General features: G+C 70.4%; 12 protein-coding genes. 5 read left to right on the forward strand and 7 right to left on the reverse strand.

The features are described 5' to 3' along the window. The first annotated feature begins 9 nt into the window (after window positions 1-9). A complete protein-coding gene (locus tag ACRRSS_RS22665; protein ID WP_435975401.1) occupies window positions 10-369 on the forward strand; it encodes a gas vesicle protein K in 360 nt (119 codons plus the stop codon). On the opposite strand, the gene ACRRSS_RS22670 is transcribed toward ACRRSS_RS22665, so the two are convergent. Further along, window positions 320-1,729: an AI-2E family transporter gene (locus ACRRSS_RS22670; RefSeq protein ID WP_435972953.1), complete on the reverse strand. Its 1,410-nt coding sequence runs from the start codon at window positions 1,727-1,729 to the stop codon at window positions 320-322. The two genes, ACRRSS_RS22665 and ACRRSS_RS22670, sit on opposite strands and share 50 nt — an antisense overlap. A gap of 469 nt (window positions 1,730-2,198) precedes the next feature. Between ACRRSS_RS22670 and ACRRSS_RS22675 the strand changes: the two genes are divergently transcribed. Continuing rightward, window positions 2,199-2,780 carry a DUF2231 domain-containing protein gene (locus tag ACRRSS_RS22675; protein WP_435972954.1) on the forward strand — a complete coding sequence of 194 codons (582 nt, stop codon included), beginning with the start codon at window positions 2,199-2,201 and terminating at the stop codon, window positions 2,778-2,780. Between the two features lie 306 nt (window positions 2,781-3,086). Here the strand turns inward: ACRRSS_RS22675 and ACRRSS_RS22680 are convergent, their stop codons facing one another. The 4 genes from ACRRSS_RS22680 to ACRRSS_RS22695 all read right to left on the reverse strand — a co-directional run bounded on the left by ACRRSS_RS22680 (window position 3,087) and on the right by ACRRSS_RS22695 (window position 8,622). Continuing rightward, a complete protein-coding gene (locus tag ACRRSS_RS22680; protein ID WP_435972955.1) occupies window positions 3,087-5,468 on the reverse strand; it encodes an FG-GAP-like repeat-containing protein in 2,382 nt (793 codons plus the stop codon). 360 nt (window positions 5,469-5,828) lie between these two features. Next, window positions 5,829-7,373: an FtsX-like permease family protein gene (locus ACRRSS_RS22685; RefSeq protein ID WP_435972956.1), complete on the reverse strand. Its 1,545-nt coding sequence runs from the start codon at window positions 7,371-7,373 to the stop codon at window positions 5,829-5,831. Beyond that, window positions 7,370-8,143 (reverse strand): ABC transporter ATP-binding protein, encoded by a 774-nt coding sequence (locus tag ACRRSS_RS22690; protein ID WP_435972957.1) that lies wholly within the window; start codon window positions 8,141-8,143, stop codon window positions 7,370-7,372. The genes ACRRSS_RS22685 and ACRRSS_RS22690 overlap by 4 nt, the downstream gene beginning before the upstream one ends. Further along, complete coding sequence (locus ACRRSS_RS22695; RefSeq protein WP_435972958.1) at window positions 8,086-8,622, reverse strand: PadR family transcriptional regulator; 537 nt, start codon at window positions 8,620-8,622, stop codon at window positions 8,086-8,088. Before ACRRSS_RS22695 ends, ACRRSS_RS22690 begins: the two co-directional genes overlap by 58 nt. Window positions 8,623-9,016: 394 nt before the next feature. Here ACRRSS_RS22695 and ACRRSS_RS22700 point away from each other — a divergent pair, with 394 nt between their 5' ends. Continuing rightward, on the forward strand, window positions 9,017-9,550 hold the full coding sequence (locus ACRRSS_RS22700) for a hypothetical protein (RefSeq protein WP_435972959.1): 534 nt from the start codon (window positions 9,017-9,019) through the stop codon (window positions 9,548-9,550). A 423-nt stretch (window positions 9,551-9,973) separates the two neighbouring features. Here ACRRSS_RS22700 and ACRRSS_RS22705 read toward each other — a convergent pair whose 3' ends face one another. Continuing rightward, on the reverse strand, window positions 9,974-10,255 hold the full coding sequence (locus tag ACRRSS_RS22705) for a hypothetical protein (protein ID WP_435972960.1): 282 nt from the start codon (window positions 10,253-10,255) through the stop codon (window positions 9,974-9,976). Window positions 10,256-10,434: 179 nt separating this feature from the next. On the opposite strand from ACRRSS_RS22705, the gene ACRRSS_RS22710 reads away from it, so the two are divergent. After that, entirely contained in the window at window positions 10,435-10,977 is a 543-nt protein-coding gene (locus tag ACRRSS_RS22710) for a hypothetical protein (protein ID WP_435972961.1), read from the forward strand. A gap of 147 nt (window positions 10,978-11,124) precedes the next feature. Here the strand turns inward: ACRRSS_RS22710 and ACRRSS_RS22715 are convergent, their stop codons facing one another. Then, window positions 11,125-12,297, reverse strand: a complete 1,173-nt coding sequence (locus ACRRSS_RS22715) for a cytochrome P450 (protein ID WP_435972962.1) — start codon at window positions 12,295-12,297, stop codon at window positions 11,125-11,127. Window positions 12,298-12,553: 256 nt separating this feature from the next. Here ACRRSS_RS22715 and ACRRSS_RS22720 point away from each other — a divergent pair, with 256 nt between their 5' ends. Then, entirely contained in the window at window positions 12,554-13,780 is a 1,227-nt protein-coding gene (locus ACRRSS_RS22720) for a cytochrome P450 family protein (RefSeq protein ID WP_435972963.1), read from the forward strand. Window positions 13,781-13,821: the final 41 nt, after the last annotated feature.

Consider the following 13,821-nt stretch of genomic DNA (forward strand, 5'->3'; position numbering starts at 1 on the left):
CCCGCGCCCCTGCGTAGCGTCGGCGCCCCCCTGAGCGACGCCTTCCGTCTTGTCCAGGCACCGCCCGGCCGAGGTGGCGAACCCCCGCGCCCGGCGCATCGCATCCGTGCCGATCGCGAGTCGATGGAGGAGGACCTTCTCAAATTGGTCCTCACTCTGGTGGAGCTCCTGCGTCAACTCATCGAGAAGCAGGCACTGCGGCGCGTCGACGCAGGCGACCTCACCGACGACCAGGAGGAGGAGTTGGGCGCCACGCTGATGGCTCTTCACGGAGCGCTGTCCGACCTCTGTGCCGAGCACGGCTACACCATCGACGACCTCAATCTCGACCTCGGGCCACTCGGCCCGTTGCTGCCGCGAGCGGACTGAGGCAGTGAACCGGTGACCGTCGTTGAAGCACCGGGTCGTCAGAGTTCACTGGCGCTGTCGGTGGCATCGCCGTTCTCGCTCTTCGCCTCCTGACCGCCAGCCGGGGAACCGTGGGGGATCGCAACCGTCGCGCCCCCCCCGGGGGGTGGGCTCGGAGGTAGCCGACCACGGTGTTGCCCACCGCGACGAGCGGGACCGCCACGACGGCTCCCCCGATACCCGCCACCGTGCCTCCCGTGGCAACGGCCAGGACGACGGCCAGCGGGTGGACCCGGACAGCCCGGCCCAGGATGAACGGCTGCAGCACGTGCCCTTCGATCTGCTGCACCACGAGGACGACCATCAATGCCATCAGCGCGGTGAAGACGCCTTCGGTGACGAGTGCGACGACAACGGCCAGCGCTCCCGAGACGACGGCGCCCACCAGGGGCACGAAGGAGGACACGAAGATCACCACAGCGATGGGGACCGCGAGTGGGACGCCTAGGAAGTGGATCCCCACACCGATGAAGACCGCGTCGATCATGGCTACGATCATGGTGCCGCGGATGTAGGCGGTGAGGGTCCGCCAGGCTCGCGGGCCTGCGCCGGCAACGCCGGGACGTGCCGCTGCGGGGACGAGCTTGAGCGTCCACTGCCATACGCGCCTGCCGTCGTACAGCAGGAACAGCGTGGCGAACATGGCCAGCAAGAGCCCGGTGATTACCTCGACCAGCACGGTCACACCTTGAAGTCCCGCGGACGTGATCTCACTCGTGCTACTGCCGATGGTGTCGCTCAGGTTGTCAGCGATGTCGTTGATCTGCTTTTCCGTGACGTGGAGCGGGCTGTCGAGCAGCCACTGTTTGAGTTCGTCGATCCCCTCCTGGACGCGTTCGGAGAGGTTGCCGAGATTGTCGAGCACCTGCCAGACGACGAACCACCCCACCAGTCCGAGCAGCACAAATCCGCAGGTCGCCGTCACCACCGTGGCGGCGCCACGGGAGAGCCCGCTTCGGTGCAGCCGGGCGACCGTCGGCTGGAGCAGCGCCGTGACCAGAAGCGCGACGACGAATGCAAGGACGACGAGCCGTACCGCGCCGATGACCCGCATCAGAACCCAGAGAGTCGCAGCGAGGACCAGGAAGCGCCAACCGGCCTCCGCAGCCACTCGAACGGCCCAGGGCACCGCATCCGCGGGGCCCCGTGCGCGGGTGGCGTCCCCGGGTCGTAGCTCCGACGGGAGCGAGTCCTCCCCCGCTCCTTCGTCGTCTGCTTCCCGTTGGGCTTGGAGCCGCGCCCGACGCTCGCTGAGGCGTGTGGCGCCGTCCTTCACCCGGGTGAGCCATCCGGGCGGGCGAGGGGGGCGAGGTTGGTCCACTGCGGAGAACCTCCGAGTCGTACGCGAGGGAAAACTCCTCCTAGGCTCGCGCGTGCCCGGCTCTACGGCACCTCGGCGCACGGCAGTCGGCTCGACCGCTGCGATCATCACAGCGTCGGCGACCAGGAGCGGAGTGCGGTTGCCACGTGCGACCGTGTCGGCCCGGCCAGTCTTCTCCAGCAGCGGCCCGTGGGGATTCCCGCCGCGTGGTGAGCGACGCGGGTCGCGCCGTCCTACACCTGCGCGGCGGCTTGGGCGGTCTGGTCCAGGTCCGGGTCGGGGCCCTGTCCCGCACCAGCTGGGCGGCTCGTCCCCCCGGCTCACGGAACTGGTCGGCGAGCAGAGAGACCTTCTCGGCCGTCTGCTGTTTCGTCGTGCTCATGGCCGCTCCCCCATCCGGCGGGCCTGTCGTTCGGGTGCAGTCGGCGCCAGGCCGGGATGACGGCGTGCCGGCGGGTAGGCGTCGTGTATGAACTCACGCACCCTGGACACCTCGCCCATGGCCGGGCCGACCGCAGCTCTCGACACTGCCTCGGCGTGCTGGCTGAAGACCCTGGACCGGCTCGAACGGACAACGGTGGCCGATCCGGCCATCAGGGCGCTGCAGCGGGGAATCCGCTCCCTCCCCCTGGGGGGCATGCGCGATCTGCTGCGCGGCAGGCCGCTGGGCCACCCCGTACACCCCGTGCTCGTGCAGGTGCCCATCGGATGCTGGCTGTCGGCCTCGGTACTCGACTTCGTGCCCGGGACCCACCACGCGGCGACCACCCTGACCGCCGTCGGACTGGTCGGTGTCGCACCAGCCGCGGTCGCCGGCTGGGCGGACTGGGCGGACCTGCCGCCCGAGCAGGCCCGGGTCGGCCTGGTCCACGCGGCCTCCAACGTCTTCGCGGTGGCCTGCTACACCGCGTCCCTGGCCGCTCGGCTCCGCGGTCGCTCGGCGCGGGGCCGGCTGTGGGCGCTGAGTGGGATGTCTGCCGTAGCCGTCAGCGGCGCGCTGGGCGGGCACGTGGCCTACCGACAGGCGGTCGGAGCGCACGCCGCAGTATGAGGGAGCTTCTGCGCTCCCGCCCCATCCTTTCCGATGAGCCCCGGTCGTCAGCTGAGTTACGGGGGACTCACCGGCCCCGCCGAAGCATGCCTGCTTCCATGCGGGGGGCGTTGCGGTGTGATCGGGATGGTGGGGAGTGCGGCGAATCGACGTGAGACGCGGCGAATCGGTGTGAGACGGGCCTCCAGGAGGTGGCCCCGCCCACCGGCCGGCTCGTCGACGACGTCCCGTTCCACTGCGGCGAACGGCTGGTGGTGCGGATTCGGCGACCCATCGCCCAATGCTCCCCCGGCAAGGTGCGCCGGCTCAGGGGTTGCCTCCCAGGTTGTGCCACGCGCGGACGGAGCCGCCGTCGTAGACCAGCACGTAGTCCGCCTTCCCGTCCCCGCTGATATCCCGGAACGTCGACTTGTCTCCCGGGTAGCCCGTGGCGTTCACGAAGTTGAGCCGCTCGGTGAAGCGACGTCTCTCAGGACCGACCCCTTCGAGGCCGTTGTTGATGTAGGCGTGCACCGTGCCGTCGCCGCCCACCATCAGATAGTCGGCCCTGCGATCCGCGTTCACATCGGCGAGGCGAAGCTTTGCGCGGGAGCCGTAGGACACCCCGGGAGCCCAGTTCAGGTGTTCCTCCCAGCGGAACCAACGGTCGTCCGTCGGAAGGTTGAGGTACGCGTGAACGGCTCCGCTCTCGCCGACCCTCAGGTAGTCATCGCGGCCGTCTCCGTTGACGTCGGCGAACCGGACGGCTTCCGCGGGAACGCCGAGGGATGCGTCCAGCTGGATCGGATTGACGTGTTCGTTCCACAGGATGACGCCGTCCTGAATGCCCTTGTTCTCCCGGTAGTGAATCCACCCGTCGTAGCTGCCATCGAGCCACACGAGGTCGTCGCGGCCGTCGCCGTTGAGATCTGCGAACCGCAGCCGCTCGGCTTCGCCGGGGCTTCGCATTTCCACGGGGCCGGCCAGCTCCCTCCAGTGCGGTTTCCCTGGCTTGTCCTGGATGTTCAGGGCGATGCGCATCGGTCCGCTGTCCGGGATGCGCACGTAGTCCGCGCGCTGATCGCCGTCGAAGTCGGCCAGGTCGGTGCGCCCGCCGGGAACACTCATGCCGGGGGCCACCACTCCCAGCGAGCGCCAGCCGGGGCCGGGGTCCGGTTCGACCGGGCAGTCCTGTCCGTTGCCGGGGACGGGGTCCTTGAGCCAGCCGAGGTAGTGGGCCTGCCAGATCGCGTTACCGAACACATCCGCCATCTTGCGGTACCCGGCGTCGTTGGGGTGCGCTCCGTCGACCTCGCTGACGGGGACCATGTCCATGGGCGCCAGCAGAACGTGCTTCCCCTGGTCCTGCCGCTGCTTCACCAGGTCGGGGAGTTCGGCGTTGAACGCGTCGACGAGGGGTTGCAGGCCCGCCTTCGACACCGGAATGACCGTTGCGACGATGACGACGGTCTCAGGCGCGTCCGCGAGAACCTGGTCGATCAGTGCGCCCAGCCGTCGGGGCGCGTCGGGCAGGTGCCAATCCTGGTTCATGTCGTTCAGGCCGACATGCAGCGTGACGATGTTCGGGCGATAGGCGGGGACGGTGCAGTCCAACCGCGCCGCGATCTGGTCGATTCTCTCACCGGAGACACCGTCGTGGTCAGGATCCGGCAGGTCTCCGGATCGTTGATCACCTACGAAATCGCGCCGGTACAGCGTCCCGTCGATGTCGATGTAGGGCAGGGCGCCGATATCGAGCGGTGAGGGGGTGATGTCCTCGAAGAGCGGGAGCCGCCAGCCGTTCTTGTCTGTGCTGTTCTCGCCGGCAGTGGTCGAGTCTCCTCCGGGGCCCAGCGCGATGTGTTCGCGCAGCAGCGGCGGCTCGGCCTCCCCCTGGGCCCGGATGCCGCCGACCTGCACGGGGAAGTGGTCCGATCCGGCGCCGTTGAGCCGGTAGACCGGGTAGTCGTCACCGGCGTTGAGGGAAGCCACCGCGTAGTCCAGCTCGCCTCCGTCCTGGTGCGTCGACTCTCCGCTGTCGTAGATGAAGGCGAGGGTGTTGGTACCCCTGTCCTGGAAGTCGGTCGGCGAGACGTTGAAGTCACCGGCCACCGTCCACGTGTACGTTCGGTTCGCGAAGACGCCCAGCCAGGCGACGTCGGACGCGATCGCGTCGACCATCCCCGGCGAGTCGCCACCGCCGCCGGACAGACCATGGAAGCTGAAGTACCAGTCGTCGCCGAACCGGACGCCGAGCGCGGTGCGCCCGGCTACGTTCGGGTTGGTCACCACGTGTACCTGGTCCGGCTGTTGGTGTGTGGCGATCGCGGTGTTGACCCGGCCGCCGACCGCGGTTCCGCCGTTGTCGTCGGTCTGCAGGAAGTAGAGGTGGGCGGATTCCGGCTGGGTCCGTCCCGTGCCGTAGTCCCACCGGGTGTGGGTGACGGTCTCCCCGTTGACGGTGATGTTCTGTACCGGCGGGGTGCCGGGTCGACGGGAGTGGGGCGGCGGTGTGGGCCCCACCTCCTGGAGCATCATGAGCGGCACCTGCGGAAGGTAGTGCGCGACGGTGTCCGTCCACTTGGCGCCGTTGCTGGAGCCCTGCATGTTCCATGTGATGAAGGGCGTCTGGTTCAACGGAGCGGCTTGTGCGCGGGGCGGCGCCGGTTCGACTATCACCAGCACTGTCGCGGCGACGACCGCGGCCATGAGCCACGTCCAGAGGCGCCTGATCGCCGGGGGCGATCCAGCCATGTCTTCTCCTGATATCGGGTTCCGTGGGGACGAGGACGTCCCGTGGGGGTTTATGGGGGCGATCCGTCGCGATGCGGGCTCCAGCACGGTTCGGGCGGGAGCCCGGTCCTGTCGCAGCTCCCGGTGCGGCTGGGCGCCCCGGACTTTCCGCGGGCTCGCGATTCGACCCCGGCCCAGCAGGTTCCTTGGGGTCCCTGCGGCCGTCCGATCGCCGGGCCGGTGAAGAGCTCCCCCGCGCCCCGGTCCCTGCGCGGCGTGCCGTCAGAGCACCTCCTCCGGAGGCGGCGGGCGGCGGGTTCCGAGCAGCCCCGCGGGTCAGGGCGCGCGCAGCTCTGTCATGCGTGTGCTTGTCCTCAGAAAGGCCAGGCCCACCACGGTCATGGCGACCGTCGCGGCGATCGCGCCGCCTGCCAGCAGTCCCACCTGACCCCAGGGGATGTGTACGGTGACGGGCATCCGCTCGGCGGTGAGGAGCACCTGGTGAGTGGCGTCGTACGCGGCGTCGAGACACGAGTCGGCCGGGTCGCCGGGCGACGGGACGCAGCGCCGTACCTCGATGCTCGCCGATGCGGGGCCGCCGGTGACCGCGAACCGCGGCAGCAGGACACCGACGATCACGGCCAGCGCGACGGCGGGCACGACGGGGGTGACGACCTGCCAGGCCATGGCTCGCGACAGCACCCCCCGTGGTGTGCCGGCGGCGAGGAGAGAGGCGAGGGTCCGCCGCCGGGACAGCACGCCCTCCGCGAGGGCGACAAGGAGCCCGGCCACGGCGATCACCATGGACACGGCGACTGCGTAGCCCACGATGTCATAGGTACGTTCGTAGAAGGCCGTTCCCGTGGACTCGTAGCTCTCGCCGAGCAGACCGGCCAGCCTGCGGGCGTTCTCCTGCTGGGCGGAGACCGTCGCCACGGTCAGTTCTGACAGCCCGGCGGCCGCGGAGCCGACGAGCAGGGCCACGATCAGGGCCGCGAAGGTCCGGCTGCCCGCCCACGGGTCGGCCATCAGGCGCCGCCCGGCGAGCAGGCCGGCGGGGCGACGCGCCCAGCGGTGCAGGAGCCTTCCGGTCTCGTAGGTGATCCACCCCGTACCTCCGACGAGACCCACGCTGACCGACAGAACGCCCATGACGATCAGGACGCCCATGACGATCGCGGGAAGATCGTCGCCGCGCGGGTGATCGGCGAAGTACCGGAAGACCGGCTCGACGAGGGCGCAGGCGCCGATGCCGACCAGCAGCAGCGCCCCGGGCCAGGCGCGGGGGCGACACCGTGAGACGTCGCGGACCACTCCCAGCGGGGAGATCACCACCCGTCGCATCGTCAGCACCGCGAGTCCCGTGATGAACAGCGGTACGAGGGTGGCGATCCCGGCCATGGAGAGCACACCGGGCAGGACGTCCGTCGGCAGCGGCCGCCGCCCCTGCGCGTCGGGCGCGTCGAGCAGGGCCCGTCCGGCGAAGTAGGCACCGAATCCGGATGCCACTCCGAGCAGCACCGCGAGAGCGGTCTCCACCGCGGTGAACTGGACGACCTGGCGTGGAGTCGCCCCCGCCATCCGGAACGCAGCCAACCGGCGCTCCCTCGCGGGTGCCCCCAGTCGGCTGCACTGGGCGACGAAGGTGAGCACGGGAATCGTCATCAGCACCATGCCGAACGCGACACCGGGCCGCAGTCCGGACTCGTTCAGCACGTCGCTGGTGTAGTTGACCGCTCGCGAGGCGTCGATGGCGAGCACCGTGGCCGAGGCCAGCAACGCCACCGTGCCGAGGGCGGCGCCGAGGGCGGTCAGCACGACGCGGGCGCGGTCGAGCCGGTCGCCGGCCAGCGCGAGCGGCAGCATGACGAGCGGCCTCATCGCGGCACCTCCGTACCGGCGGGCAGACGCCCCGGGGCCGGGCCGAGCAGGGCGGAGCCGTCGACGTCCAGGACGCCGTCCCGCATCCGGATCTCCCGGTCGGCGTACGCCGCGACGGTCGCGTCGTGCGTCACCAGAACCACCGTGGTCCGCTGATGGCGGGCCGCCCGGACCAGGTGCCGCAGGACCACCTCGCCGGCGAGGGTGTCCAGGGCACCGGTCGGTTCGTCGGCGACGAGTACCGCCGGCTCGGTCACCAGGGCGCGGGCGAGGGCCACACGCTGTTGTTGTCCGCCGGACATCTCGCCCGGCAGCTGGCCCGCGACCTCGGCGACGCCGAGTCGGTCGAGCCAGTCATGCGCCTTCGCCATGGCCTCGTGGCGCCGTGCGCCGCCGAGCAGGAGCGGTAGCGCGGCGTTCTCCCCTGCCGACAGCTCCGCGACCAGCTGACCGAACTGGAAGAGCACCCCGAACTCGGTACGACGGAGCACCGAACGGCGTGTCTCGCTCCAGTCGTCGATCCGTTGCCCCCGGTAGCGCACCTCACCGCTGTCGGGGCGCATGATGCCGGCCATGAGGTGCAGGAGGGTGGACTTGCCGCAGCCGCTGGGGCCCGTGACAGCCAGGATCTTGCCTTCCTCCATTCCGACGGAGACGCCGCGCAGAGCGGGGTCCGGTCCGTAGGACTTCGTGAGTGCTTGGGTTTCGAGGATCACTGGTGCACCTCCAGGCGCAGTTCGGTCACGCGGTCCAGGACGTTCTGCATCCATCGCAGGTCCGCGTCGAGATGGGCGATCAGCAGATCGGCCGCCAGCACGTCCGCGAGGGCGGCGTCGGTCTCGATCTTGAGCGCCGTGAGTTCGCGCATCCGGGCGAGATGCGCGGCCCGTTGGGCGGCCAGGTGGTGACGAGCGGTGTTCTCGTCGGCCACGAGGAGCGTGATCACCACTTTCGCGAGCAGCATGCTCGACAGATGGGGGGCTGGTGGTTCAACCGTCGCGAGCCATTCGTCCAGCTCCTGGCGGCCGCGTTCCGTCACACCGAAGGCGGTGCGGTCGGGCCCGCCTTCGCGGTCGTGGCGCACCTCGACGGCGAGCTCGTCACGGACCAGCCGTTTGAGCGTCGCGTACACCTGGCCGAAGGGCAGTGGCTTGGCGCCGGGCATGCGCTCGTCGTGAGCGTGCTTCAGCTCGTACCCGTGCAGAGCCTGCGGAGTGAGCAGACCGAGAAGGACGTGGGCCGTTGACATGTCGCACACTATTCGCTCAGAGAATAGAGGTTGTCAAACGCGCCCAGGCCCAAGCACCCGAAGCGCCGGACTTACAACCGACCTTGACCCGGCCATCACCTGACGGGCCGTCAACCTAAAGGCGACAAAAATTTTTTGATGACACGTCACTGCGTCCTCACCTCCCGCCGTCATACGGGAGGCAGGAAGGGGGCGGTGCGCTTGCCCGGGGCGAAGGGCACCACCGACCCCTACCCTTCGGGGCACATACGGGTGCTCCTGACCCACGTCGAAAACGTTTCAGACGAGGCGACGCATGGACGCCTGGCCGGGTGGCGCGCTCGGTCTACCGGTCGTCGACGCTGTTGATCACCAGGCGGTACAGTCCCGGCCCCAGAGAATCCAGGGAGGACACATGGCCGTTGACGTGCCGGTACAGCTGACCTACGTGGTGACATGGCGGGAGATATCTGACGGGTTGAAGATTCAGCTGCGACACAGTCCGGCCGGCCGATGGCTGTATCGCGTCCTGTGGACAGCCGCGGTTCTCCTCGGCATGGTGATCGTCGCCAACCTGGTGACCAGAGGCGTGGACGCCCCGGGCATCGGTTTGTGGAAGTTCCTGGCCATTGCCTACCTCGCCTTGGTCGCCTTCCGCTGGTTGATGGCCCTGGCTCTGCTCGCCTACGCCCGACATCTCGGCGAACACCGCGTGACAGTCGATGAGTCAGGGATCCAGACCGTTTCCGCGCGACACACGCTTCACACTGGTTGGGGGTTCTACGGGCGCGGCGTCGAGGGTCGGCGAGTATTCGTGCTGATCACCCCGGACGTGTGGGGAACTGGAGTGATGGTCCTGCCGAAGAGTGGTCTCGGTTCGGCAGAGGACTCCGAGCGGCTCTGGTCGCTGATCACCCGGCATGTCGGACGTGACCGGCCGAGCATGTGACCGTTCCGCGCCCGAGGCGTCCCTATGATCACGGCGAAGGGTGATCCGAGTTCGGCTCCGGGCGGGGACGACGGGGAGCGCCTCGGGCCGCGCGGCGACCTCGGCACTGTCCGCGAACGCGTGGGGCGCACGCTGGAGCTGGACGCCACGTGCACCGAGCTCGTCGACGTCCTCGTACCCGACTTCGCCGACACCGCGGCGGTGGACCGCCGCAGTCGTTCAGGAGGGACCCCATGCCGCGGGCTGGCTGTCGGGCCATGTGACGCACCATCGGTTTCAGCCCAAGAACCCTGTTCAGGCGCCTTGCTGCGGGTCGGAGACGCAAGCCCACGCGAAGCCGCGTGGAGTCACTCCGTCATCACCGTCACCGCACCGCCGGAACGGACATGCCGCGACGCCGGCCTCCGGGCCGGAGCGCGCGGTTCATTCCGCTGTCGCGTCGAGGAGTCTGCGGGTGCGGGCGCTCGCGCCGGTCAGGGTGAGCGGGATGCCCAGGCTCAGGCACATGCGGTGGGCGCGGGCGAGGGCGCTGAGGGTGGCCGGGGTGGGGTCGACGGTCGGGACGGCGATGACCACCCGGGTCGGCCGGTGCGTCTGGACCAGGGCCTGTACCTGAAGGGCGGCCGCGGCCCGGTTGGTGACGTCCAGGTCGCGGAGGAGGGTCACGTGCAGGACGTGCTGACGGACGGCGTGGGTGATGAGCATGGTGTCCCTCCGCGCAGGACGACGAGGGCCCACGACTCGACACGGTGTGGGCGGTTCGTCCGAGGATGTCATGGGATCCGGCCCGGCGGCGCTCTCGTGGCTCCGACGCCGCGGAGTGTCCGGAGCGGGACCCACCCGGTGGAGCCCCAGCTCACCGCGGGGATGGAAGGATCCATGCCGTGAAGAGCGCGATGAGCGCGAACGGGGTGGACGGGGCCGGGGTGGACGGCGTGGGCCGCCTGGACGAGGTCGGGGTGGACGGCGTGGGCGGGGTCAGGGTGTGGCGTGACGGGCCGGTGGGCGGCGGTGCCGGGGGCGGCGGCCTGCTGTGGCTGCTCGGTGGGGCCGGGCACGGACCCGGAGCGGCGGACCGGCGGATCGTGACCGGTCCCCTCGTCTGCCGCTACTGCGCGCACGACGAGTACGAGGTGACCGCGCTGGAGTGCTTCTGCGTGGGCTGCTGTCTGCCGCTCGGCGTACAGGACGGGGAGATCCACGCCGAGGACGCGTCCTGGAGGCTCGCACCGTCCGCGACCGCGGCGTGGGGCGCCGCCACGGACATGGTCAGGTGTTCCACGGGGCACGACCTGTTCCAGGTGGCGGCAGCGTACGGACTCGGAGCGGACGGGCGCGTCGAGCGCCTGTCGGTCGGCCTGCGGTGTGTGGCCGACGGGTCGCTGGCACTGTTCGTCGACGACGCACCCGTACGGCCGGCCTGCTGACGAGCGGCGCGCGCCGCCGTGCCGCTGACGGGCCGGAGCCCGAGCCGTGCAGCGGGCTCGGGCTCCGGCGGGGTGCGCGTGTCGCGCACCGGCATGGTGCCCGCCTCCAGGACGGGCCGCACGCTCACTGGTCTCAGTGCCAGTACTTCATGGTCGTACCTCCTCCCCCGTGTCTGGACGCAGGGTGACCTCGAAGCGGTCGAGACCGCGAAGGGTCAGGTTGCGCCGGTGGTGCGGTTCCGCGACCGCCCGTGCCTCGGGGTGCTCCTTGGCCAGGGTCCCCAGGACCGATCCGGTGAGACGGATCGCCATGGACGCGCCCAGACAGGCGTGGGCCCCGCGGCCGAACCCGAGGTGCGGGTTGGGCGCGCGGTCGAGTCGCAGCTCTGTGGGGTGGTCGAAGCGGAGCGGGTCGTGGTTGGCCGCGCCGAGGAGGAGCGTGACCGGATCACCCGCCTTCATCGCGACGCCACCCAGTGCGGTGTCGGTGACGCAGACCCGGGCGTCCGCCTGGACCGGTGCGTCGTACCGGATGAGTTCGTCCACGGCCGTGGACGGGGTCGCCCGGAACGCTTCGAGCGCGCCGGGGGTGGTGAGGAGGGCGGCCGCCGCGTTGCCGAGGAGCCGGGAGGCGGATTCGTAGCCGGCGTGGAGGACGGCGCGCAGACTGTTGCGCAGAACCGTTTCTGCCACACCGCTGTCCGCCGCGTGTTCGGCCACGTGGGCGATGAGACCCGTCTCGGGCGGGTCGGCGAGCCACCCGCCCGCGTACTCGGCGAGCCGGGCCCGGGCGGCGACGGCCGGCTCGTGCTTCTCGGGCCACAGGCCGGCGTCCATGCCGTCGACGACGGTACGGGACATGGGCACGAACCAGTCGAGCCCCGGGGCCGGAACGCCGAGGAAGGCGGTGACGAAGCGGAGGGCGACCGGTTCCGCGAGCTCCCCGACGAGGTCGAACGAGGGCCGCCGGGCCAACTCGGCGAGCAGGTCCGCGATCTGCCCCTCCAGGTCGTCGTGGAGCGCCCGGCGGTCCTGGGCCCGGAATCCGTCGAGCAGGAGGTGCCGGATGGCGGTGTGCTCCGGCGGGTCGAGGGTCTGCACGCTCAGCAGCGGAGCGGGGACGTCCTCTCCGGCGCGCCGCCAGTCGGAGGCGAAGCGGTTGCTGTCCGTGAGCACGGCGAGGCAGTCGGCGTGCCGGGTCAGGACCCAGGAGCCGAGCGGTTCGTGCCAGAAGACGGGGGCGGTCTCGCGCATCCGGTCGTAGGACGGGTAGGGGTTCCGCAGGATCGACGGGCGGGCCAGATCCAGAATCGGGTCCACGGCTGCCGCTTGCTCCACGAGACGTCTCCCCCTGCGCATAGGGCCTGGTTGAGGCCTTGACCGCTACCGAGTCGAGCGACACGAGACGCCGGCCACCGGTGGGTGGAGCCGCCTCGCTGATCTTGTCACCGGCTGTTCGCCGGTCCTTCCCCGTACCTCATCCGAGCCGAGCGCCGGTGACGCTACCACGCAACCGGGGCTGCTGGTATGACTACTTGCACGAGATCTTTCACAAAGCGGCGGGGAGTTACGGAAGATGACCGGTCAAGACCAGACAATCGTTCACGATGTCCCGGTTGACGTTGCCCAACAGGCAGACCCCTACCCGCTCTTCGAGCGCATCCGGGAGCACGGGGTCGTCCAGCGCGTACGGCTGAATCCCACCCTTGAAGTCTGGATGGTCACCGGCTACGACGAGGCGGTGGCCGCCCTCACCGACCCCCGCCTCAGCAGCAGCCCCGTCGGGGTGACCGGACTCGAGGAGGAGATGGCCCACCAGGAGCGCACCAACGTCCTGATGGCCAGCATGCTCGTCGCCGACGGCGCGGACCACACCCGTCTGCGCAACCTCGTCTCGAAGGCCTTCACGGCCCGCCGCGTGGAACAGCTCGCGCCCCGCGTCCAGGCGCACACCGACGCCTTCCTCGACGCGATCGCGGCGCGCGGAACCGCCGATCTGGTCTCCGAGTTCGCCCTGCCGCTCCCCATGGCCGTGCTCAGCGAACTCATCGGCGTCCCGGCCGAGGGGCAGCCGGACTTCGCCCGTCTCGCGGTCGGCCTCATCATGCCGCCCAACACTCCGGAGCGCCTCGCCAAGGGTGCCCGGGCGCGCGCCGAACTCACCGAGTTCTTCGAGCCGTTGATAGCCCAGCGCAAGAAGGAACCGCAGGACGACCTGCTGAGCGCGCTCTGCGCCGCGCAGGCCGAGGAGCGGATCAGCGACCGCGAGCTGACGGCCATGACGATCCTGCTCACGCTCGCCGGACACGAGACGACGGCCAGCCTCATCGCCAACGGCGTCCACGCCCTCCTGCGCCACCCCGACCAGTTCGCCGCGCTGCGCGACGACCCCTCGCTGCTGCCGGGGGCGATCGATGAACTCCTGCGCTACGAGGGCCCGGTGAGCCGTGGCGTCGCCCGATTCACCATGGAGGCGTACGAGATCGGCGGGATCACGGTCCCGCCGGGCGAGATGATCATCATCGGGCTCGCCGCCGCCAACCGCGACCCGGCCCGCTACGACCGCGCCGACATCCTCGACGTGGCGCGGCGAGAGGTGCCGCAACAGCTCGCTTTCGGTCACGGCGTGCACTTCTGCCTGGGTGCCCCGCTGGCGCGCGCCGAGGCCAGGATCGCCATCGGCACCCTGCTGCGCCGCTTCCCGGACCTGCGGCTGGCCGACCCGGACGCGGACCTGAGCCGGCGCGAGGGCATCCTGCGCGGCATGGCGACGCTGCCCGTGGCCTTCACGCCCGAGGGCTGACCCGGCCGACACCGACGGGGACCGGGCTCGGCCGGCCTACA

Origin of the sequence: Streptomyces sp. Qhu_M48, assembly GCF_051305195.1 — a bacterium.
GTDB lineage: Bacteria > Actinomycetota > Actinomycetes > Streptomycetales > Streptomycetaceae > Streptomyces.